The sequence below is a fragment of the Methanobrevibacter sp. TMH8 genome, from assembly GCF_020148105.1.
Classification (GTDB): Archaea; Methanobacteriota; Methanobacteria; order Methanobacteriales; family Methanobacteriaceae; genus Methanobinarius.
Genome location: NZ_JAHLZE010000006.1, coordinates 1 through 22,751, shown reverse-complemented (window position 1 = coordinate 22,751; position 22,751 = coordinate 1). Strand labels below are relative to the sequence as shown.

Annotated in this window: 21 protein-coding genes; 15 read left to right on the top strand and 6 right to left on the bottom strand. The window is 24.9% G+C overall.

The annotated features are described in order from the left end of the window. Positions 1-395: 395 nt before the first annotated feature. A complete protein-coding gene (locus KQY27_RS01335; protein ID WP_224424780.1) occupies positions 396-941 on the bottom strand; it encodes a flavodoxin family protein in 546 nt (181 codons plus the stop codon). 548 nt (positions 942-1,489) lie between these two features. Between KQY27_RS01335 and KQY27_RS01330 the strand changes: the two genes are divergently transcribed. The 8 genes from KQY27_RS01330 (at position 1,490) to KQY27_RS01295 (ending at position 9,577) form a co-directional block, all read left to right on the top strand. Then, a complete protein-coding gene (locus KQY27_RS01330) occupies positions 1,490-1,879 on the top strand; it encodes a TipAS antibiotic-recognition domain-containing protein (RefSeq protein WP_224424779.1) in 390 nt (129 codons plus the stop codon). Positions 1,880-1,973: 94 nt separating this feature from the next. Continuing rightward, positions 1,974-2,654: a DUF6882 domain-containing protein gene (locus KQY27_RS01325; RefSeq protein ID WP_224424778.1), complete on the top strand. Its 681-nt coding sequence runs from the start codon at positions 1,974-1,976 to the stop codon at positions 2,652-2,654. 362 nt (positions 2,655-3,016) lie between these two features. Then, positions 3,017-3,658 (top strand): hypothetical protein, encoded by a 642-nt coding sequence (locus KQY27_RS01320; protein WP_224424777.1) that lies wholly within the window; start codon positions 3,017-3,019, stop codon positions 3,656-3,658. A gap of 103 nt (positions 3,659-3,761) precedes the next feature. Next, positions 3,762-4,352: a hypothetical protein gene (locus KQY27_RS01315; protein WP_224424776.1), complete on the top strand. Its 591-nt coding sequence runs from the start codon at positions 3,762-3,764 to the stop codon at positions 4,350-4,352. Positions 4,353-4,489: 137 nt separating this feature from the next. Beyond that, positions 4,490-5,269: a hypothetical protein gene (locus KQY27_RS01310; RefSeq protein WP_224424775.1), complete on the top strand. Its 780-nt coding sequence runs from the start codon at positions 4,490-4,492 to the stop codon at positions 5,267-5,269. A 93-nt stretch (positions 5,270-5,362) separates the two neighbouring features. Then, on the top strand, positions 5,363-5,905 hold the full coding sequence (locus tag KQY27_RS01305) for a hypothetical protein (protein WP_224424774.1): 543 nt from the start codon (positions 5,363-5,365) through the stop codon (positions 5,903-5,905). 424 nt (positions 5,906-6,329) lie between these two features. Continuing rightward, positions 6,330-7,352, top strand: a complete 1,023-nt coding sequence (locus tag KQY27_RS01300) for an adenylosuccinate synthetase (protein WP_224424773.1) — start codon at positions 6,330-6,332, stop codon at positions 7,350-7,352. A 488-nt stretch (positions 7,353-7,840) separates the two neighbouring features. Continuing rightward, positions 7,841-9,577 carry a SulP family inorganic anion transporter gene (locus KQY27_RS01295; protein ID WP_224424772.1) on the top strand — a complete coding sequence of 579 codons (1,737 nt, stop codon included), beginning with the start codon at positions 7,841-7,843 and terminating at the stop codon, positions 9,575-9,577. 56 nt (positions 9,578-9,633) lie between these two features. Here the strand turns inward: KQY27_RS01295 and thiD are convergent, their stop codons facing one another. Together thiD and cofC are read right to left on the bottom strand one after the other, a co-directional pair. Beyond that, positions 9,634-10,422, bottom strand: a complete 789-nt coding sequence (thiD, locus tag KQY27_RS01290) for a bifunctional hydroxymethylpyrimidine kinase/phosphomethylpyrimidine kinase (protein ID WP_224424771.1) — start codon at positions 10,420-10,422, stop codon at positions 9,634-9,636. A 77-nt stretch (positions 10,423-10,499) separates the two neighbouring features. Beyond that, complete coding sequence (cofC, locus tag KQY27_RS01285; protein WP_224424770.1) at positions 10,500-11,174, bottom strand: 2-phospho-L-lactate guanylyltransferase; 675 nt, start codon at positions 11,172-11,174, stop codon at positions 10,500-10,502. Between the two features lie 421 nt (positions 11,175-11,595). Here cofC and KQY27_RS01280 point away from each other — a divergent pair, with 421 nt between their 5' ends. Next, a complete protein-coding gene (locus KQY27_RS01280) occupies positions 11,596-12,513 on the top strand; it encodes an Rpn family recombination-promoting nuclease/putative transposase (protein WP_224424769.1) in 918 nt (305 codons plus the stop codon). 80 nt (positions 12,514-12,593) lie between these two features. Here KQY27_RS01280 and proS read toward each other — a convergent pair whose 3' ends face one another. Continuing rightward, entirely contained in the window at positions 12,594-14,015 is a 1,422-nt protein-coding gene (gene proS, locus KQY27_RS01275; RefSeq protein ID WP_224424768.1) for a proline--tRNA ligase, read from the bottom strand. 366 nt (positions 14,016-14,381) lie between these two features. Between proS and KQY27_RS01270 the strand changes: the two genes are divergently transcribed. The 4 genes from KQY27_RS01270 (at position 14,382) to KQY27_RS01255 (ending at position 17,952) form a co-directional block, all read left to right on the top strand. Beyond that, positions 14,382-15,425, top strand: a complete 1,044-nt coding sequence (locus KQY27_RS01270) for an NAD(P)-dependent glycerol-1-phosphate dehydrogenase (protein ID WP_224424767.1) — start codon at positions 14,382-14,384, stop codon at positions 15,423-15,425. Beyond that, on the top strand, positions 15,425-15,865 hold the full coding sequence (locus tag KQY27_RS01265; RefSeq protein WP_224424766.1) for a UPF0179 family protein: 441 nt from the start codon (positions 15,425-15,427) through the stop codon (positions 15,863-15,865). The genes KQY27_RS01270 and KQY27_RS01265 overlap by 1 nt, the downstream gene beginning before the upstream one ends. Before the next feature lie 268 nt (positions 15,866-16,133). After that, positions 16,134-16,805, top strand: a complete 672-nt coding sequence (gene rpiA / locus KQY27_RS01260) for a ribose-5-phosphate isomerase RpiA (protein ID WP_224424765.1) — start codon at positions 16,134-16,136, stop codon at positions 16,803-16,805. 508 nt (positions 16,806-17,313) lie between these two features. Further along, positions 17,314-17,952: an HVO_0476 family zinc finger protein gene (locus KQY27_RS01255; protein ID WP_224424764.1), complete on the top strand. Its 639-nt coding sequence runs from the start codon at positions 17,314-17,316 to the stop codon at positions 17,950-17,952. Between the two features lie 138 nt (positions 17,953-18,090). Here KQY27_RS01255 and KQY27_RS01250 read toward each other — a convergent pair whose 3' ends face one another. Next, complete coding sequence (locus tag KQY27_RS01250; protein WP_224424763.1) at positions 18,091-18,480, bottom strand: type II toxin-antitoxin system VapC family toxin; 390 nt, start codon at positions 18,478-18,480, stop codon at positions 18,091-18,093. Then, positions 18,477-18,716 (bottom strand): type II toxin-antitoxin system PrlF family antitoxin, encoded by a 240-nt coding sequence (locus tag KQY27_RS01245; protein WP_224424762.1) that lies wholly within the window; start codon positions 18,714-18,716, stop codon positions 18,477-18,479. The genes KQY27_RS01250 and KQY27_RS01245 overlap by 4 nt, the downstream gene beginning before the upstream one ends. Before the next feature lie 468 nt (positions 18,717-19,184). Here KQY27_RS01245 and KQY27_RS01240 point away from each other — a divergent pair, with 468 nt between their 5' ends. Then, entirely contained in the window at positions 19,185-20,486 is a 1,302-nt protein-coding gene (locus KQY27_RS01240; protein ID WP_224424761.1) for a tRNA (N(6)-L-threonylcarbamoyladenosine(37)-C(2))-methylthiotransferase, read from the top strand. Positions 20,487-21,347: 861 nt separating this feature from the next. Then, positions 21,348-22,751 (top strand): hypothetical protein (locus KQY27_RS01235; RefSeq protein ID WP_224424760.1); only part of this gene is annotated, 1,404 nt, incomplete at its 3' end.

Here is a 22,751-nt window from a genome sequence, read left to right as displayed (position 1 = left end):
GAACACAAACTGAAACCAAATTACTAGGAATTTCACACAACTTAAAAAGAATATACAAAGAAATAAATAAAAATAACTAAATATAAAACCCTAAACCCTAAAAAAAAGAAAAAAAGAAAGAAATTTTTATGAGTCGTCCTCTTTTTGTAATATTATTTTTAAGAAATAAATAAGGATAATAATGAAATAAGTAGCTGATTTAAACTATTTGTTTAAGAAATAAATAAATATAAAATAAGTAGCTGATTTAAACTATTTGTTTAAGAAATAAATAAATATAAAATAAGTAGCTGATTTAAACTATTTTTAAAGAATTTGAAGAATTAAATAATTTAAAATAAAAATTTAAGAATTTAAATAATAATAAAATATAATAAAAATAATTTTGAGAATATTTAAATTCTCATAGCAATATTGTCTGCTTCTTTAATTATCTCTTCTTTTTCAAGTAATTCTTCTTTTGAATGAACTCCTGCAGCTAATAAAGTGTTTACTACATCAAAGCCCATAAAGTTATACAGATATGTTTTTTGATGTTCACTATAAGATTCATAAGTTTTTGGATCTGGATTTCCTTGTGTATAAATCAATATAGCTTTTTTACCATCAAAACTTCTTGTTTTACTATTAAATACACTAAAAAACCTGTCAGTAAATAATTTAGTTTGAGCTGAAACTTCACCATAATAAATTGGAGATCCAACAACAATTAAATCTGAGTTTTCAATTTCTGTGTTGATTTGATTCATATGATCGTCTAAATCACATCCTTCATTCTCTTTACAGTATCCACAGTCTTGACAGGGATTTATATTTAAATCATTTAGAGAATAAAATGTTGTGTCATGATTGTTTTCTTCTGCTCTATTTAATACTTTATTAATTAATGTAGCTGTACTTCCATTTTTATTTGGGCTTCCTGAAAAACCAAGAATCTTCATAATACCACCACTTTCTTATTTTAAAAATCATCTAATTATTTTAACATTTATTATCAATCAGTTAATTTTATTATATTGATATTTTAATTGTATTGATATTTGCATTGATTAATAATAATTTTCAATGTTATTATTGATTGATAATAATTTTCATAATTAATTATAATAATTTTATAATTAGTATTATTCTCATTATTATTCTGTTTATTATTTCTAATAAATTTAATTATTATTCTTTATATAGATAATTTTATAGATTATAATATTCTAAATATTGTGTGTACAATTATAGTATTAATGTATATTTTAAAATATTATATATTTTGATATTCATAATTTTTATTATTTATTTTAAAATATTAAATAAAAATATTAATAATAAAAATAATACTAATAGTAATAACAATAAAAATAATAGCAATAGTGTCAATAATAGTACCAATAATAATAATAATAATAATAATAATAATAATTTTTTTAATTGTAATTATAATTGAGTTAAGCTAGGAGATGATCCTATAGTTTCAGATAAAGATCTTTTTGATGGAATGGATGAAAATAATCAAAAAAAGTATAAAAAAGATACAATCAATAGATATGGTAGAAAATCATTTAAAAAAGCTAATAGAAGTATTAAAAAAATGAGTTCTGCAGAATGGGAGAATTATCAAACTAATTTAAATAATTTGATTCAAGAAATAGCTGATTCAATGGATAATAATAGTTATGATTCAAAAAAAGTTCAAAAACTGATTACAAAACATTTTAAATTGGTAGGAACATTAAATCCAACAACCAAAGAATCTTATATTGAGTTAGCCAATTTATACAAGGAACATGAAGATTTTGTAGTGTTTTTTAATAATTATAATGAAGGACTTTCTGAATTTTTATCTAAAGCTATGATTTATTTTGCAAGAGAAGATTCTAGAAAGTAATTTTTTAAATTAGTTATATTTTAGATTATTATATTGAGCATAATAAATTACAAGTATCAAATTATATATACTATAATTAATATTATAATAATTTATGAAAGAAAAAGCAATAAAGATAGAGGATTCAGATACATTTCAAACAATATTTACAAAATATGGTGCATTGGCTTTAGATAAACAAGAAAGTTTAGGAAATCTTATTGGAGATAATGTTGGTAAGTTAAATATTGAAAAAGGAACAATCTCATTTGGAGAATTAGAATTTAATGCTCAAATACTAGGGATCTTGTCTAAAGAAACTAACAAATGGCATTGGGCTTGGGATAATGAAGATATTGGATTGCCTCAAGATATTATTAAAGAAGCATCTGAAGTTAAAAAAATTGGTGAAGAACATGATATTCCTCAATTCACTGAAAGTGTTTTTGATGCTGATTTACTTGAAGCTCATTTAATATCTATGGCTGTTTCAGGAATTATGGGCGATTCTGGATATTATGCTGATGATAACGAAGAATTTACATTTTTTGTAACTATTCAATCTGATGAAATCCCTCTTGATGATAGCATTGAAAGATTTATCAATGTTTACAATAAATTCCAAAAAGAATTTGATGTTAAACCAAGACTTGCATTTGAAGGTTATACTAAACTAAGAGGATATAAATTTAAAGAAAAAGAAGAGTTTTCAGTAGCTAAAATAGGTGAATCAAGAGTTATTGTTGGGTTTACTGAAAGAGGCAATGTAACTCATATACAAACTATGTTGGAATAATTTTATTATTTCTCTTTCTTTTTGTTTAGTATTAATTATTAATTAAGTAGCTAAAAGCTAAATATAACTAACTAAATATTAGTATTTTAATATTAGTATCTAAATATTAATAGTTTAATATTAGTAGCTAAATATTAATAGTTTAATTAGTAGATAACTAGTAATAGTTAAATATTAGTAGCTAAACTATTAAAATTTGTAAAATTTTTATTTAGTCTTTTATTATTGCTTGCTCATTTATTAGTCTTTTAAACATTCTTTTATTCATTCATTTTTTTATCAATTGTTTATATATTTATGATTATTTATTTCTCTAATCATTGTTTATTTCTGTTATTTATGTATACTATGGGAGTTTTTTTATGAATGATGAATTAATTGAAGAGATATGTTATGAAATTTCTGTTTTAATAGATTCTGGATTTTATGATTGTGAAGAGATCCTTGAAATTATTGAAGAACAATTTATTGATGAAGAACTTTCTCTTGATAAAGTTAATCATATTATTTCAACTAAATATAATGAAAAATTATCTAAAGAAAAGAAATGGGTAAGGCCTACTGATTTTGACAAACTTAAGGAAAGTTTTATTCAATTAAACAAAAATAATATTGTAACTATTCATAATGCAGGTTATACTATTGATGAAGGCGTTCATGACTCTTTTGAAGTATTTCATCATCTTAAATCAAAAGATTTAACTCCTGATGGTTTTTGTTTTTATCATTTTCAAGATATTGAAAGAGCTTTTGAATCAAAATTATTATCTATTGCTTTTGGAGATTTTGAAAATAATGAGAAAAAATCATTGGAAATTGGAAAGATAATAGTTGATGTTTTGAAAAATAATGGATTCTCAATTAATTGGAATGAAGATATTAATACACGAATTGAAATTAAACCATTTAAATGGGAAAAGTTCTTTGATAATGAAGATTATGAAATGGAAGGATCTTTTAATTCTTTTTTAGATAATAATAAACAAAATAAATATAATAAATAAAATGAATGATATATAATTAATTATATAATAAATTTTATAATAAATTTTATAAATAAATTATATATTGAATTTATACATTTATTGAATTTATATATTGAATAAAATGAAACAAAAAACACTAAATTTAATGGAAGAAGCAGTCTCATCAGCAGGAAGATGGACTTGGATAGAATTAGCTGATGACTCTATACAACTAGAATTTGAAGAAGTTCAATTATATAAACCTACTTTAGAGAAATATGGTAGGCATTCTAGTGAAATAGCTATTAGATTAGCTGATAATACTTTTTTTACTATTTTTTATAATAATGATGAAGATATGAAATTTATTAGTTTAGAAAATGATTTTTCATTTGAAATCTCTGAAAATGGCTTGAAATTTCAAGATTTCAACATTTTAAAAAAGATTAATAATGATTATAATTTTAAAAAAACATTAATTGGTGAATATCCGTCTGATATAAAAAATGGAGACTTTGATTTTTTATTAACTATTATTTTTGAAAATATTGCTATTGTTTGTGGAGCTAATCAATTGAATTTTTTCAATGATTTTGAATCTTTAAATGATGAAGATATAAAAAAACTGTCTAATCAATGGTGGATTTATTGGATTGATTATTGGAAATCTAAAAAAACTAATAATAAATATGAATATGATCCTGCATGTGAATCTATTATATTAGATTACTAGAATACAGATATAATCATAAAATATAATTATGGAATATAATATAAATATTATAATTATAGAATGTAATTATAGAATGTAAGTATAAAATATAATCTATAATATAAAATATAAATATTAAAGTATAATATATATTTACTATGAAATCTAAAGCTCATGTTAAATCTGAAGACTTAACTATAGAAGATATATCTAATTTTTTGCATGATTTAGAGAATATAAACTCATTTTTTATTTTGGAAAGAGGAAATTGCAGTTATCTTCAATGTATTAATTATAATGATTCTATTTTAATTGAAGAAAGAATCTATAAAGATGATGGATTTAAACATTATATTTTAGGTCATGAAGACATTGAAGATAATGAAGATAATGAAAATATTACTAATGAGCTTGCCATTGATGATAAATACTTTAAAAGATACTATAATGAATTATTTTCTATAGAAGAAGCTATAGATATTTTTACAGATTATTATACAAAAATTCCTTTTAAAAATATCATAAGAAGAAATATAACTCATGAATTTAGAGACTTAGAAAAAGGATTTATTTTTATTAAATGGTTAGATTCAGCTGTGGATAATTTTAAAGAGAGTCTTGAGGAATTTGTAGAAATTATTGAACCATTTATTATTGATGAACTTAAAAAAGATTGTATTGGTTATAAAATTCACTTTGATTCTGAAGAAATCTCTATTCTTGAAAATGAAGATAAATCTAATGATAACTATTCTGAAAGCGATGATAATATTATTAAATGTTCTGCGTTTAAGGTAATAGACATTCGATGGGCTGTTCAGTCTATTATAGAAATAGCTAGTAAATACGAATTTTTAGAGGATATTTTATTATTTAAAAAGGATAAAATTGAAGAAAATAATTTCTTTAAATTAAATATTGATGATTTTAGAGAATAGTTTGAATTAAAAATAATAACTAATATAAAATAACTAATATAATAACTAATATGTTAATTCATATTTTAAATAAGTAAATAGAGTTTGATGATGATGGATAATATTAATGAAGGCTATAATTATTTAAATATATCTAAAGATTTTTATGGAGTCATTCCTCATAATAGAGCTATTGAAATAGCTAATTATGAGTTTTTTTGGGATTGTGTTGATGAACTTGCTCCTTTTGGTAGTGATGAAGGATATATGGCCTTTATTGAATTAAATGATTGGATTATTGAAAACCCTGAAAAAAATATTCTTGATTGTTTCAAATGGATTTTTGATTGTTGGGATCTTAAAATTGAAGATTTTGATGAGAATATTATTGATAATGAATCTATAAATAAAATAATATTAGATCTTGATTTTAACCAAGATTTATTAATACTTGATATAACAATAATAGCTACTGGTTTTGGTCAATTAATTATAGAAGGAAAAATTGATGATGAAATTAAAAATATTATTCATTTATCTATTCTTCGTCAAATGAATTCTAATGTTTTAAGTGAATTCCTTGGTGATAATGAAGGTTGGAAGTATGATAGATATAAATATTTACAAAAATTAATTGAGATCCTTGAAATGGCATAAATATTAATATATTTTAATTTTGAATTGTTTATTTTATTAATGTTAAACTTTTTACTTTTAATACTTACAATTATTAATTTATTTTATAAAATTCTATATATGATAATACTAATCTAGATTTTATTAATATAACAATAATTATTATTGAATTAAACATTAACTTAATATATGACAATATATCAATAGTATAATGGGTTGTTTAATTTAATAATGAGATATCTATTTTGACAATAATTTTGTTAAAAAAATAATCAAAAATTTAAATGATTCGAAAAATAAACTAAATATAAACTAAATAATTAGATTCATATAATTTCATGAAAAAACAATATAAATATACTATTTAGTTAATAATTTACTATTAATAACTATTTAGTTAGTAAACTAAAACTTTTAATATAATTTAGAAAAATGGGAGATTTCAATGACTTGTAATATTTTAGTTGGTGGAGCTTGGGGAGATGAAGGTAAAGGAAAATGTATAACTTATCTCTGTGACAATGATAAGCCCAATATAATAGCTCGTGCGGGTGTAGGGCCAAATGCTGGTCATTCTGTTGAATTTAATGGTGAGAAATATGGGCTTAGACTAACTCCCTCTGGTTTTGTACATAGGGATGCGAAATTGCTTATTGGCGCAGGTGTTCTTGTTGATCCAGAAGTTTTCTTCCATGAATTAGATTATCTTAATAAATATGATGTAAGAAGCAGATCTTTTATGGATTATAGGTGTTCTATGATAGCTCCTGAACATAAAGAAAGAGATCAAGCTTCAGATCATCTTTTTAAAAAGATTGGCAGTACTGGAACTGGTTGTGGTCCAGCTAACTCTGATCGTGTTATGAGAACAGCTAAAATGGCTCAAGACCTTCCTGAACTTGAAGATTATATCACTGATGTTCCTTTAGAGGTTAATGAAGCTATTGATAATGGTGAAGATGTTTTCATAGAAGGTTCTCAAGGTTTTGGACTTTCTCTTTATTATGGGACTTATCCTTTTGTAACTAGTAAAGATACAACAGCTAGTACTTTTGCAGCTGATGTAGGAGTTGGACCAACAAAAATTGATGATGTAATTATAGTTTTCAAATCATATATTACAAGAGTTGGTGAAGGACCTTTCCCATCTGAAATGCCTCAAGAACAAGCTGAAGAATTAGGTATTGAAGAATATGGGACAGTTACTGGTAGAAGAAGAAGGGTTGGTTTGTTTGATATGGATTTAGCTAAAGAAGCTTGTATGATTAATGGTGCAACTCAAATAGCTTTAACATGTGTTGATCGTCTATTCCCTAACTGTGAGAGAACTCAAGATTATTCATCACTTTCCGGTGAAACAAAAGCCTTTATTGATGAAATAGAAAAAGAAACTGGAGTCCCAGTTACTATAATTTCAACAGGGCCTGATTTAAAAGATACTATTGACTTAAGAAAAGAGTTATTATAACTATTTTCTTAATTTTTATAGATTTACTATATTTTTTATAGTTTTACACTTTTTTGTATATTTTTTTATTTTTTATTTTTATAGATTTACTATATTTTTTATAGATTTACACTTTTTTGTATATTTTTTTATTTTTTTTATTTTTATGGATTTTTTTGAAATTTAATACTATTTTTTTGATAATTTTTATAATAAATAATAAATAATAATAAATATTATTAATAATAAATATTATTCATGACTTAATAATGGTTATTCATATTTAGCATTCTATATAATCTGAAAATATCATTTGATTATCATTTGATTATTATTATAAAAATTTAAATATTAATCATCATATTTTCAATATACTTTGATATAATTTGATTATATTTTGATATATTTTGATATAATTTGATTATATTTTGATATAATTTGATTATATTCAATTATATTTTCATTTATTTTTTATTTTAACCTTCATTAAATTTTTAAATGGTTTTAATATGTTAGAAAATATTAAAGGATTATTTCCAATTCTTAAATGGGCAAAAGAATATAATAAGGACTTTTTAAGATTTGATATTATTGCTGGAATTACTGTTGGAGCAATCACTATCCCTGAAGTTATTGCTTACTCATCATTAGCAGGTTTGCCTCCTGAAGCAGGATTATATGCTGCTTTAGCTGCTTTATTTGTTTATTTTATTTTTGGAACTTCTAATCAACTTTCTGTTGGTCCAACTTCAGCACTATCAATTTTAGTAGGGTCTACAATTGGAACCTTAAGTATTGCTAATCCTTCTAATTTTTGGGCTATAGCTTCATTTGTTGGGTTATTAGTAGGTGTTTTTTCAATAATAGCTTGGGTTCTACATATGGAATTTATTGTTAGGTTAATTTCTAAAACTGTTTTAACAGGATTTTCTGCAGGTGCAGCAATATATATAGCTATTACTCAGATATCTAAACTAATGGGGATTGATGGAGCGACTGGTGGTGTTTTTTCTAGGATATTTTATATGGCTGGTCATATTAATGAAATCAATATTATTACTTTGGGAATAGGTATAATATCGATTGTATATCTACTTTTAAGTGAAAAATATCTATCTAAATTACCTAATGCTTTGTTTATTGTTGCAATACCTATAATATTATTTTCAGTCATGGATTTAAGTTGGTTAGGGGTTAGTTTAGTAGGAAACATTCCTTCAGGTTTGCCGATGATTGAATTTCCAGAATTGCCTGGTGGAGATCTCACTCTTATATTAAACCTTGCTTTATTCTGTTTTATTTTAAGTTATGTTGAAGGTATGGGTGCAACTAAAACATTAGCTCTAAAAGAGGATAATGATAATAATTCTGTTGATAACAATAAAGAACTCTTTGCTTTGGGAATATCTAATATATTTTCTGGTTTACTCCAAGGTTTCCCTGTAGGAGGGAGTTTATCGAGATCTGCTATCAATGAAGAATCTGGGGTAAAATCTCCCCTATCTAACTTATTTTCAGGGCTGATTGTAGTAATAGTACTTTTATTTTTCACACAATTTTTCAGTAATCTTCCAGCAACAGTTTTAGCAGCTATTATAATTGTAGCTGTAACTAAACTTTTCAATTTAAAAGAATTAAAGAGATATTATAGAATAAGTAAAAAAGAATTTATCTATGCTATAGTTACTTTAACAGGAGTAGTATTTTTGGGAATTCTTCAAGGAATATTTATTGGAGTTATTATTTCTGTTTTAGGAATTTTATACAATATTTATAGTCCTAAGATAGTTGAATTAGGTCGTGTTAAAGGAACTAGGTTATATAAAAATATTAAGTTCCATGAGCCTGAGAAAACTTCTCCTAATATTTTAATTTTACGTATTGAGGGTGCACAGCTATTTATAAATTCAGAAAATATCAATCTTGAAATATTAAAAAGAATAAAAGAAAAAAATGAAAAAGAAAATGCTAATATTTCTGTACTTGTATTAGATATGGGAAATACAGATTATCTAGATATGGCTGGAGCTGAAAATTTAGAAGTTCTACAAGATATTCTAGCTAAAAAAGGCGTTGAACTAAGATTAGCTCATATAAATTCACCAGTTAGAGATATATTGTGGAAAATGGGTTTAAATAAAAAATTAAATATGTATAAAGGAATATATCCAACTATTGATGATATTGTATATAATTGGCAAAAGAAATATTATGATGGGGCTAACAAAGAGGATAAAAAAGAATAATTATTCTTTTGATTAAGTATTTATTTAAATCATTTATTTAGATTAATTTAAAATATCTAATCACTAATATATGGTTGTTTTAAAGTTCCATATTTTCCCTTTTTTACAGCTAATTCTACAAAATCAAGAGATTTTTCAATTGATGTAGTTAAATTATTTCCTTTTATACTATATCCTGCTAATGCAGCTGAAAAAGAACATCCTGTCCCATGAACATTGCTTGTTTCAATGAGGGGCTTTTTTATAGTTTTTATTTCTTCAGTGGATTTGTTGAAAAAAGTATTGATTCCATCGAGATGGCCTCCTGTTATTATAACATTAGAAATTTCTCCAATTTTATAAGCTGCTTCTATGGCATTATTTGTATTATTAATTTTAATCCCTGAGATAATTTCAGCTTCATGGATGTTTGGAGTAGCTATTAAACAGTGTGGTAGTAAATATTTTTTTAAAGAAGTAGCTATTTCTTCTTTCATATTCTTTATTTCTTCTCTTTCTTTTAAAAGAGATCCTCCTGCACTTGCAACCATAACAGGATCTACAACAACTTTAATATTATATTCTTTAATTTTTTTACCTACAGTTTTAATTATTTCTGTCGAATAAAGCATTCCTGTTTTTCCATAAGAGATATATTCTCCATATTCATCAAAAATTGAATCAATTTGTTCTTCTATATATTCTATACTTATGGGCATTAAAGAAAATACTTTAGTGGGATTTTGTGCTGTTAATGCAGTTATAGCTGCAGTACCATGAATTTCAAGGGCACTAAATGTCTTCATATCAGCTATTATTCCAGCACCTCCAGATGGATCAAATCCAGCTATTGAAATCCCAATCATTGTATCATCTATTATATTATCTATTATTTATCTATTATATCATCTATTATTTGTATTGAATTCATATTATAAAGGATTTAATCTTTTCTAGTAACCTTTAAACGTTCTGCACCATGTATTGATTCAACACCAATATTTAAACTTTTTAAATAGCTTTGTGTTTCACTTCCAGATCCATGAATCATTATTTCACCAAGATCTTCAGTTGTATTTACATCAAGAGACATATAGAATGAATCATAAATAACTGGTTCAAATTTATTATCACTAGCTTCTTTCACATGCTTTTTGAAACTAAATTCTCCAAATTTCATGTCGATTGATTGTGGTTTAATTATAAGTCCATTTGTTCCTCCACCTTTTGAAGGAACTATAATAAAATCGATGATTTTTGCTGATTCAATTAATGCATCAATATTTGTTTTTGAAATAAGTGGAATATCTGAAGGTACAATAAAAACTTTCTTAGTTTTATGCCTACACCAATCCATAGCTTGCTCAATAGCAGTATTTAAATTCAATCCTTCGTTTTCAACTAAAGTTAGAACTTCAAGTTCATTTGCATATTCTAAAACATCTTTATCTGCACTTATTATAACTACTTCATTAACCACATCTTTCAATGTCTTTGTTACATCTTTTAACATAGCTTTTAGAAGTTCTTCTCTTTCTTCTAATTTTAAAAAAGGAGATAATCGAGTCTTTGCATTAGAAAATTTTGAAACAGGTATTATTGCATATATTTCATCCATTTTAATCTACTCTTTATTATTTTTCTAAAATACATAGAATATTTTTTAATTTTTAAAATCTAAAATTTATACAGGCTCTGTTATATAACTCATATTTTTTCATATTTTAAAAGCTTTTATAAAAACTTATTTTTTAGAGTTTGTTTTTAATATCTTAAAAACTTTTGTTGTTTGAATTTTATAGAGTATATAATGATAATATATTTTGATTATATATTTCAATTTTATATAGAGTTATTTTTAGATTGAAAAATTTATCATATATATAAAAATTGTTTTTTTGATTATAAATTCTTTTTTAATTGAAAAATTGATTCAATATGATAAAATTGCTTTATAACTAATAATTAATGGTTTAATAGTAAAATTTAGATTGTATAAAGTGTAAAATATAAATATAATACTATATAATAATATTAACATGAAAAATAAGCCAATAAGATATAAAGAAAAACTTTCACAGAATTATTATCCTATGTATGATATCTTATTTTTAAAATATATGGGGGAAAAAGGAAATGAATTGCAGCAAAAAGGCTTTTTAAAAGCTTTAGGTATAAATATAGAAGGAAAAATTATAGCAACAAACACTAAAATACCTCCTGATAAAATTGAAGGAAAAAGATCTGAATTGGATTGTAGAATAATAACTATGTGTGGGAAAGACATAAATATAGAAGTGCAAAGACAAAAAACAGATGACTTTTTAGAAAGACTGACAGTTTACTGTTGTAAAAGAGCAGTGGAATCAATAGCTAAAGGAAAAAACTATAAAAAAATTAAAAAAGTCATAGCAGTAGCGATATGTAATTATGCCTTTTTAAAATCACTAAAATACCACAATACTTTCCATATAAATAATAGTAATGCTTATATCCATGAAAATCTAATAGATAAAATAGAAATACATATAATCGAAATGGAAAAATTTAGAAAAACACATATTTATGAAGAAGATTTAAGTCAAAATGGCAAAATAATTAAAATAAAGAAGGATTTAGAAAACAATTTGAAACATCAATATTTAGCATTTATTGATGATGAAACAAGTCATGAAAAAAGAAAGGAGATAGTTAAAATGGGAGATGAAGGTTTAAAAGCTTCAATGAAATGTTTAGAAAATGCACTACAAAATGGTGCATTTGATGAATATTTCTATCAAAAAATGAATGAATTTCATCAAGAAAATATAATGAAGGAAATGGAAGAAAAAGGACAAGAAAAAGGACGAAAAAAAGAACAGATTAAAATAGCTAAAAGATTAAGAAAAGTAGGAATGTCTAAAAAAGAAATAAGTACAATAACTGACTTGCCAATTGAAAAAATAGAAAATATTTAAAAGGTTTTAATTCCTTTTAAAAAAGCTTTAATTAATTCTATTTTTAATCTTGATATTATGAAAATTAATAAAGTTTGATATTAATATGTTTTAGCCATTAAAGCAGTATATTTTCCTTTTTTTCCACAATGGGCACAAGTGTTATCTTTAGGATTATTATTAAACTCACTATCTTCAGATTGTATTCCAAGAATATCTACTTCAGTTGTCTCTTCAATGGTTTTTCCACATTCTTCATCTCCACACCAAGTAAATGAGACTACTTTTTCATTTGATATAAGTTCTTTAACACTATCTAAATTGTCAATAGCTACAATAGATTCTTTCATCTTTTTCCAAACTTTTTCTTTCATATTTTTAGTTATTTCTTCAAATATTTCTTCAATTTTTGCGGAGTAGTCTGAATTTAAATCAATTTCTATTTTTTCAAGGGTATCTCTTCTAACAATCACTGCCTTATTATTTTCAAGATCTCTTGGCCCAAGTTCTATTCTTACGGGAGATCCTCTCAATTCCCATTCATAAAACTTTTTACCTGGACGCAAATCTCGATTATCCATGTTTACTCGTATTTCTTTAGATTCAAGAGAAGATTTAATTTCTTCACATTTAGCTAAAACTTCTTCTCCTCCTTTTTTGAAAATTATTGGTATAATTGTTACTTGATTTGGGGCAACTTTTGGTGGAAGACATAATCCTTTTTCATCACCATGAATACCAATAACAGAAGCTATAACTCTGTCTGAAAGACCATAACAGGTTTGATAAGCATATTCATGAGTACTTTCAGCTGTTTCATAGGTAATATCAAATGTTTTAGCAAAAGTTTGACCAAGATTATGAACAGTTCCAATCTGGAGTGTTTTACCATCTGGCATTAATGTATCAAAAGCCATTGTATAGTCTGCCCCAGGGAATTTATCCCAAACTGGTCTTTTACTTAAAAGATAAGGAATAGCTAGAATATCAAAAAATTCTTTATAAATTTCCATAGCTGTTTCAACTTGTTCATCAGCTTCTTTCTTACTTGCATGTACAGTATGGGCTTCTTTAAAAGTTGTAATCTCTCTAACTCTTATAAGTGGTCGAGTATGTTTAGTTTCATATCTAAATGTATTAACAACTTGGTAAAATTTCATTGGAAGATCTATATGGGACCTTACCCATAGTGAAAACATAGGATACATAGCTGTTTCACTAGTTGGGCGAATAGCTAATTTTTCATTAAGTTCTTTTTGCCCTCCATGAGTTACCCAATAAACCTCATCTTCAAATCCTTTAACATGAATTCCTTCTTTAGCTAATTCTTCTTCTGGTACAAGAAGGGGGAATAATACTTCTTCATGTTCTTTATCTAATATTCTTTTAAGTGGGTTAATAATATGTTTTCTTAGTTGGAATCCATAAGGTAACCATACACTCATACCTTTTATTGGATATCTTGAGTCAATTATATCTGCTTCTTCTAAAATATCATGAAACCATTGGCTGAAATCTTCCATTTAATCACCAAATTATGTAAAAATTCATTATAAATAAAATTCATTAGTATTGATATTAATATTTAGTATTAATATTAGTATTTTGTATTATATTAGTATTTAGTTTATAATAATTAATTATATAATTTTTAACTATTATAAATTTTAATATTTAATTATATTTTTTAATAATTTTTCATTTTAAATATTTTTACTTTTAATTTATTTTTGTATATTTTTGTAAAAAATCAAAAGTTATTTTATTAGTGTAAGCATATACATAATATTATTTAATAGAAATATTATGATAAAAAGATTATATTTGTTGTGATTTTAATTTCATGAATATAATATCTGAAAAATAATATGAAGAGGAATTGAATAACTATGGATTCTAAAAAGATTCAGATGCCTAGAGAGGTTCATATTGGTCCTGATATTATAGATAATACTGGGAGTATATGTAAAGATTTACGTTTTGAAGGAAATGTATTAGTTGTTACTGGGCCAAATACTCTTAAAATTGGAGCTGATAAAGCAATTGAAAGCCTTGAAAAGGAAAATTTTTCAGTTGATCTTTTTAAAATTGATTCAGCGACATCTCAGACAGTTAAAAATGTTGAAGATAAACTAGATGGCACTTCTTTAATTATTGGTGTTGGAGGAGGTAAAGTAATAGATGTAGCTAAAATGGCAGCTACTAATGCTGGAATTTACTTTATTTCTTTACCTACAGCTGCTTCGCATGATGGAATAGCATCTCCACTTGCTTCTATTAAGAATAGTGCAGGTTCTGTTTCTCTAACTGCTGAAGCTCCTATTGGTGTTATAGCTGATACAAATATTATTCGTAATGCTCCGTTTCGTTTACTTTCTGCAGGGTGTGCAGATATTGTTTCTAATTATACAGCTATTAAAGACTGGCAATTAGCTAATAGACTTCAAAATGAATCATATAGTGAATCAGCAGCAGCACTTTCAATCATGACAGCTAAATTAATAATGAAATCTTCAAAATCTGTTAAACCTGGTTTAGAAGAGAGTGCTCGTCTTGTAGTTAAATCTTTATTTAGTAGTGGGATGGCTATTAGTATAGCTGGATCAAGTCGTCCAGCTAGTGGTAGTGAACATAAATTTAGTCATGCTTTAGATAAAATTGCTAAAAAACCAGCACTTCACGGTGAACAATGTGGTGTTGGAACAATAATGATGATGAATCTTCATGGTGGAGATTGGAAAGTTATAAAAAATGCATTAAAAGATATGAATGCTCCAACAAATGCATATGAATTAGGAATTGATCCTGATGATATTATTGAAGCATTGACTTTAGCTCATACTATTCGTCCTGAAAGATATACTATATTAGGTGATAGAGGACTTTCAAAAGATGCAGCTAAAAAATTGGCTATAAAAACAGGAGTGATTTAATGATAACTTTAATTGGAGAAGATTTAGCAGAAATTGGGTTAACATTCGTCTTTGAAGGACCAGCTGAAGCCTGCCAAAGTTGTAGATTTAAGGCCTCCTGTGTTGATTCCTTAGAAAAAGGAAGAAAATATACTATTACTGATGTTAGAGACATTACTCAAAAGTGTGATATTCATGATGGTGGAATGGTTAAAGCTGTTGAGGTAGAGTTAGCTGATGTTGAAGGGCTCATTGATTCTAAAAAAGCATTCGAAGGGTCTAATATTTCATATATTCCTCCAGAATGTGATGAAGAATGTATATATCATGATCTCTGTTTTACTCAAGGTTTAATTCCAGAAGATAAGTGTGTTATTGTTAAAATTTTAGGTAAGCATGGGGAATGTGCAAAAGGTTATAGTCTTACTAAGGTTAGCTTAAAATTAAACCATAATCTTTAGATTGGATTTATTTAGCTATTTAAGTTTTATTTAGCTATTTGGGCTTTATTTAGCTATTTAGATTTTATTTAGTTATTAAATTCTTTTATTACATTAATTGTTTACTTAATTATTTGCTTAATTATTAATTCATTGATATTTTTATTTACATTATTTTAGTAATTTTTTATATTGAATTAGATATAATTGTTACATTTTTATATTATGTTGGATATTATAATTGAATATTGTATTATTATTACATTTTTATATTGTTTTGGTGTTTATAATGAATCTTAAAGAAATGGCAGGGTTTGCTGCTGCAGAAGAAATTAAAGATGGTCAAATTATTGGATTGGGTACTGGTTCTACAACTCATTATTTTATTGAACAAGTAGGAGTAAGAATAAAAGAAGAAGGAATATCTGTTATGGGAATTCCAACCTCTTATCAATCTTTTCTTTTAGCTAAAGAATCGAACATCCCAGTAACTACTCTTGAAGAACATGATGTGGATATAGCTGTTGATGGTGCTGATGAAATTGATCCTGATTTTAACCTAATTAAAGGTGGAGGAGCAGCTCATACATTAGAGAAAATAGTTGATTATTCAGCTAATGAACTTATTATTATAGCTGATGATTCAAAAATTGTCGATGTTCTTGGAAAGTTTCCAGTTCCATTAGAAATAATTTCAGAAGCTACTAAACCTGTTTTTTCAGAACTAAAAGATATGGGTGCAGATCCTCAAATAAGAATGGCAAAATTTAAGGACGGTCCAGTTATTTCTGATAATGGGAATTTCATAATCGATGCAAGTTTTGGACAAATTGATAATCCAATTCAGCTAGAAAAAGACTTAAATTCCATTCCAGGTGTTGTAGAAAACGGAATATTTGCTCAAATGGTTGATAAAGTTATCTTAGGAACAAATGATGGAGTTAAGGTTTTAAAATCTTAATAATTATTTTTTATTAATTTTATTAAAATTTATTAAATTTTTTAATTATTATTTATTTAATTTTTATTAGTTTTTATTTAATTTTATTAAATTTTTTAATTATTCTTTATTTAATTCTTTAATTTTAATTAATTTTAATAATTTTAATAATTTTAATTAATTTTTTATCTAATTTATAAATTAATTTATATTAATCATTTTTTTATTTTTAAATATAATAAATATATATTTTATTTTTAAATATTAAATAAATATAGAAAATTACTAATATTAAAAAGTCTAATTATAAATGTTCTAGTAATAAAAGATTTATAATTGAATAACTAAATTATAATTAAATAATTAATATATAAGAAAATTAATTTTTTTATTAAGGTAATATTATTAATTATTTTATATTTTATAAATTACAATAATTATTATAATAACTATTATAATCATAATTTTAATTATAATTTAATAAAAATCATTTTTATGGAATTATTTTATATTTCAAGAGGTATTAAAAATGGAATGTCCTATCTGTGGGTCGGAGTCTATTACTACATTAAAATCAAAAAAGATTTCAGCAAAAAGTAAAGAAATTAATGAATTACTATTAAAATGTAATGAATGTGAATCTATATTTAAAGATTCTATAACTGAAGCTAAACCAATATCTATTAGGCTTATTATTAGTGAACATGAGAGTTCAAAGAAAACTACAATAGATATATATCCTGATGAAAAATTGTATAAAGATGCTATTTTATTGTCTGATATGGGCCAAGTAGAAATTAAATCTCTTGAAACAAAAGACGGAAGACGTACTGAAAGTGCTTTAGCTAGTGATGTTTCAACAATCTGGGCAAATTCTATAGAAATTCCTGCAAGAGTTGGTATTTCTGTTGATTTAGTTGGAAAAGTAGATTCATTTAAAGTAGAAGTAGATAGAGACTTTCAATTTGCTACCGAAGATTTTGTAAAAATTGCAGAATATGTAATTCGTATTAATGTTATTAAAACTCAAGAACGTAAAACAAGAGATGGTTTTGCAAAAGCTAGAGTTACTCAAAGAGTTTATGGTAGACCAGTTAAATTTAAAAACTATGATTATGATTTAACTGATAAAATTGTTTCTAGAAAAGAAGCAACTGATAAAAGATAGAAATTTTCTTTCTTTTTCTTTTAAAAGTATTTTTAATTTTTAATTTTTAATTCTTAATTTTGTTTTAAAGTTTTGTATAATAAATTCTTTTATTTTATTTTTTATTTTTATCAAAAAATCTATCAAAATAGCTATTTATTAATAAATTCTTTTAATTCCTTTAACTTTATCAAAATCACTATCAAAAGAAGCTATTTTATTTATTTTTAGTTCTCTCATTATTTCTAATGAAAGACAATCTGTATATGATAGTGTACCATTGTAATGTAATAAAGTATGTATTGTATTATCATAAATCAGTCTATTTTCTTCAAAAATGAGATAATTATCTTTAATATTATAATAGATTTTTTTTCCTATTTTTCCTCCAAGTAAACTGGAAACATTTGTAACAGATTCTGAGATAATTAAATTAGAAACAACTTTATCCATTTTAACAATTTTTTTAGCTATTCTTAAGCTATCTTCATACCATTGGTCTTTTTCATTAACAATAGCTGTGAAAAAAGTTGAATCAACTAAAATCATGGTTTTTCACCCTTTGATACTCTTTTTTTCATTTTAACTGCATCTGTTTTATAGGGAGTTTTTCCAATTCCAATTATATCTTCAAAATTACTTTTTTTTCTAAATTCAATATTAACAGTTCCACTTTCATCTAAATACCATTCAACGATATCATCAACTTCAAGTTTGAGTTTTTTTCTAATTTCAGAGGGGATAGCTGTTTGAAATCCTTTATATATTTTTGTTGAAAGAGACATTAAATCACCATTTTAAAATTTAGCTAGTTTAAAATTTATTTAGTTTAAATTTTAGAGTTTAAAGTTTAGTTAATTTTAAATTTTAGAGTTTAAAATTTAGTTAATTATATATTTATTATAATATTTAAAAATTTCTAATAAAATAATAATTTTCTAATAAAACAATTTTTTTCTAATTTTATTATATATTTAAAATATTATATATTTAAAAAATAATAATTCTATAATAAAATTCTATAATAAAAAAAATCTTTTTTAATTCATATGTATATTTATAAAATAATAGCTATAAAAGAATAAATTACATTATATTATATATTATATATATTATAATATTATTTTAAAATATAATTGATATCATTGATTTATCTTATTAAATTAACTTTATAAATATTAAGTGATATCATTGATTTATCTTATTATACTTAACATTATAAAAATTTGAAAATTATCTTATTAGTGGATATTATGAAAAATTCAAAAGTATTTATAGAAACATTTGGCTGTACATTTAATCAAGCTGATTCTCAAATCATGGCAGGAAATTTAATAGAAAATGATTTTGAATTAGTTGATTCTATTGAAAACGCAGATGTAGCTATTATCAATACTTGTTATGTAAAACAACCTACTGAAAGTAAAGTCACTAACAGAATACAAAAATTAAAACAAAATTTTCCTGACTTAAAGGTTATTGTTAGTGGATGTATGGTTGAAATTGATCCTAAAAAATTGGAAAAAATAGCTCCTGATACTTCTTGGATTGGTCCTCACAAACTGAATAAAACTACTGATGTTGTAAAAGCATCTCTTAATGGTGAAATTGAAAGAGCTTGTGGATTTTCTAAAGATTCTAAAGTAGGAGTAGCTAAAGTTCGTTTTGATGATCTTATTCATATAATACAAATATGTGAAGGATGTTTAGGAGTATGTAGCTATTGCTGTACTCGATTTGCAAGAGGTGTTCTTAATAGCTATCCAATAAAAGATATTGTAAAAGAAGCAAAAGAAGCTATTTTAGATGGTTGTGTTGAAATCCAACTCACTGCTCAAGATACAGCTGCTTTTGGTAAAGATACTGGGGAAAAGCTATCTAGTCTTATTAAAGAAGTAGCTAACTTAGCTAATGATGATGAAATCTCAAATGATTTTAGAATTCGTGTGGGAATGATGCATCCTAATAATATCGGAGAAGATCTCGATGATTTAATTGAAGCTTTCAAACTTCCAAATGTTTATAAGTTTATTCATCTTCCTATTCAATCAGGTAGTGATAAAGTCTTAGAAGACATGAAAAGATTTCATACTGTATCTGAATATAAAGATATTGTCAACAGATTTAGAAAAGAAATTCCTGACCTGACTATAGCTACAGATATAATAGTTGGTTATCCAACTGAAACCGAAGAAGATTTTGAAAAGACAGCTGAACTTTTAAGAGATATCAAACCAGGTCTTATTCACTTATCTAAATATAGACATAGGGAAGGTGCTCCTTCATCAGTCCTTGATGAAATTCCTCACTCAGTAATGAAAAGACGTTCAAAATATCTAACCGACATTAAATCAGAGATAACTGAAGAAGAAAATAAAGAGTTACTCGGAACGGTTCAAAGAATTCTCGTGGTAGAAAAAGGTTCTAAAGGTGGTTTTATAGGTAAAACTGATTCCTATATTCCTGTGGTTGTTGATAATGTAGATATTGGAACCTTTGTTGATGTTAAAATTACTGAAGCTACTAGTACTTACTTAAAAGGTACTTTAATTTAATTATTTTTTGTTAGTCTAAAAATATTCGTTTTTTTATATATTATTATTTTTAATAATTTTCTATTTTTTCATTTACTTATTTTTAATAAGTGTTTATATGTTCATGTTTTTGTTGGAAAATATATATTACAAAATCGATATATTTATATAGTATTTTATATAATTATATTTATATAGAAAGGTTTATATTACAATTTTGAGGCATGTTGTTTTGTTTTAATTGTATATTATGTTATGTATTTTTTTACTTCGTTTAACCTAAGTTAAACGACATTATTTTGGATATTTTACTTGTTTTTTGAACTTTTTTCCTGAGTTGTGCATCTTTTTTATTTAAAATTTGTATAATATTAATACTTTTTATTATTTTTTTATTATTTTTTTATTTATTTTAAGTGATTTCTTGTTCTTTTTTTGTAGATTATCAACTTTTTATTACTTTTGTTGCGTTTAACTTAGGTTTAACGAAGTTGTTTTGTAAATGAATAAAAATTTTGTTGATATTTTTTTGTTTTCTGTATTAATGGAGAAGAAAATTATTATATAAAATGTGTTTAAAGTAATTTTCTTCTGATTAATAAGATTATATGAGCTTTATAAATAAAATTTTTTGAGTAAATGCTCTTTTAGTAATGGTAGCTAATTAATGAACAATAACTTTTTGGGAGAATTTATTAATTAGATTATTATTGGTTTTATTAATCAAAAATAAATTTGTAATGTGGTATTAAAAAGATAAAATGGGTTCTATTAAGAATTTTTAAATATATCACCCCCTTAAATTCTTTTTAGAATCATTTATTCTTTCTTTTTATCACATTTTAGAATTTCGAATATATTTTAACCCTTATAAAAGGGGAGGTGAACATAATTTTACAAAACAAAAAAATTATAACTCATACTTTGATTATTGTAGCTATTATTTTATTGGCTGTAATTAGTTTACAAACTGGTTTTGCTACTACAAACATTAATAACACAACTAATGGTGGAATAAGTGGCGCAATCAGTGTTTCAAGTCCTGGGGATACAATAGAACTGGATGAAGGTATATACACAGGTAATAACAATACTAATATGACAATTAATAAAAACATTACAATTCAAGGTAAAACCAAAGACAAAGTAATACTTGATGCACAAGGACTATCAAGAATATTTGCAATTGGTAACAATTTGAATGTAACTTTTATAAACATAACTTTTTTCAACGCAATAACAGATAATAATGGAGGAGCAATTTTCAACAATTATGATGGAACAATAATGACATTCATTAACTGTACATTCACACAGAATAATGCAATTAGAGGTGGAGGAATTTTCACTACAGGTAATATAACTGTTGAAAACTCAATATTTACACAAAACAATGCGACTATTGGTTCTGGAATATTAATAGCTTCGCGTACTGATTGTTTGGTTAATGTTAATATCTATAATTCTACTTTCATTAATAATACTGCAATTTTAAATGCTCCTGGAATTTATGTAGCTGCTTCTCTTACAGGTGTTGATTTTAATAGTACAATTAATGTTAATATCTATAATTCTACTTTCACTAATAATACTGTAACTACGGGTAGTGGTGGCGGAATAGTGATAACTGCTGGTAATGGTACTGTTAATCTTAATATTTTTGACTCTATCATATATAATAATTCTGTTAGTGATCGTGGTGGTGGAATAGCAGTAACCGGTGGTAATGGTATTGCTATTGTTAATATTTTTGATTCTATCATATCTAATAATTCTGCTGGTATTGGTGGTGGAATATTTGTTTGGATTTTGGATGGTGATATTACCGTTAATATCTATAATTCAACTATAAGTAATAATTCTGCTGGTATTGGTGGTGGTGGTGTTTCTTCTTCTACTGGTGTTGGTAGTGAGGGTAATAGTACTGTGAATATTGATAATTCTACTATTAGTGGTAATTCTGCTGGTAATGATGGTGGGGGTATTTCTTCTTCTACTGGTGAGAATAGTACTGGAAATAGTAATGTTAATGTTAATGATTCTGATATAAGTAACAATACTGCTAGTAATGATGGTGGTGGAGTTTCTTCCTCTACTGGTGTTGGTAGTGAAGGTGATAGATCTGTAAGTATTGGAAATTCAACAATAAATGATAATGTTGCTGGTAATGATGGTGGTGGTGTTTCTTCTTCTACTGGTGAGAATAGTACTGGTAATAGTAATGTTAGTGTGAATGATTCTGATATAGCTAATAATACTGCTGGTAATAATGGTGATTCAATAGCT

Bases quoted from the DNA above. Each gene is read 5' to 3' on its own strand.
- KQY27_RS01325 (WP_224424778.1), top strand. From the start codon at position 1,974: ATGAAAGAAAAAGCAATAAAGATAGAGGATTCAGATACATTTCAAACA.
- KQY27_RS01240 (WP_224424761.1), top strand. From the start codon at position 19,185: ATGAAAAATTCAAAAGTATTTATAGAAACATTTGGCTGTACATTTAAT.
- KQY27_RS01300 (WP_224424773.1), top strand. From the start codon at position 6,330: ATGACTTGTAATATTTTAGTTGGTGGAGCTTGGGGAGATGAAGGTAAA.
- proS (WP_224424768.1), bottom strand. From the start codon at position 14,015: ATGGAAGATTTCAGCCAATGGTTTCATGATATTTTAGAAGAAGCAGAT.
- KQY27_RS01280 (WP_224424769.1), top strand. From the start codon at position 11,596: ATGAAAAATAAGCCAATAAGATATAAAGAAAAACTTTCACAGAATTAT.
- KQY27_RS01250 (WP_224424763.1), bottom strand. From the start codon at position 18,480: ATGATTTTAGTTGATTCAACTTTTTTCACAGCTATTGTTAATGAAAAA.
- KQY27_RS01265 (WP_224424766.1), top strand. From the start codon at position 15,425: ATGATAACTTTAATTGGAGAAGATTTAGCAGAAATTGGGTTAACATTC.
- KQY27_RS01305 (WP_224424774.1), top strand. From the start codon at position 5,363: ATGGATAATATTAATGAAGGCTATAATTATTTAAATATATCTAAAGAT.
- KQY27_RS01320 (WP_224424777.1), top strand. From the start codon at position 3,017: ATGAATGATGAATTAATTGAAGAGATATGTTATGAAATTTCTGTTTTA.
- KQY27_RS01310 (WP_224424775.1), top strand. From the start codon at position 4,490: ATGAAATCTAAAGCTCATGTTAAATCTGAAGACTTAACTATAGAAGAT.
- KQY27_RS01295 (WP_224424772.1), top strand. From the start codon at position 7,841: ATGTTAGAAAATATTAAAGGATTATTTCCAATTCTTAAATGGGCAAAA.
- KQY27_RS01245 (WP_224424762.1), bottom strand. From the start codon at position 18,716: ATGTCTCTTTCAACAAAAATATATAAAGGATTTCAAACAGCTATCCCC.
- KQY27_RS01255 (WP_224424764.1), top strand. From the start codon at position 17,314: ATGGAATGTCCTATCTGTGGGTCGGAGTCTATTACTACATTAAAATCA.
- KQY27_RS01270 (WP_224424767.1), top strand. From the start codon at position 14,382: ATGGATTCTAAAAAGATTCAGATGCCTAGAGAGGTTCATATTGGTCCT.
- thiD (WP_224424771.1), bottom strand. From the start codon at position 10,422: ATGATTGGGATTTCAATAGCTGGATTTGATCCATCTGGAGGTGCTGGA.
- KQY27_RS01330 (WP_224424779.1), top strand. From the start codon at position 1,490: ATGGATGAAAATAATCAAAAAAAGTATAAAAAAGATACAATCAATAGA.
- KQY27_RS01315 (WP_224424776.1), top strand. From the start codon at position 3,762: ATGAAACAAAAAACACTAAATTTAATGGAAGAAGCAGTCTCATCAGCA.
- KQY27_RS01335 (WP_224424780.1), bottom strand. From the start codon at position 941: ATGAAGATTCTTGGTTTTTCAGGAAGCCCAAATAAAAATGGAAGTACA.
- cofC (WP_224424770.1), bottom strand. From the start codon at position 11,174: ATGGATGAAATATATGCAATAATACCTGTTTCAAAATTTTCTAATGCA.
- rpiA (WP_224424765.1), top strand. From the start codon at position 16,134: ATGAATCTTAAAGAAATGGCAGGGTTTGCTGCTGCAGAAGAAATTAAA.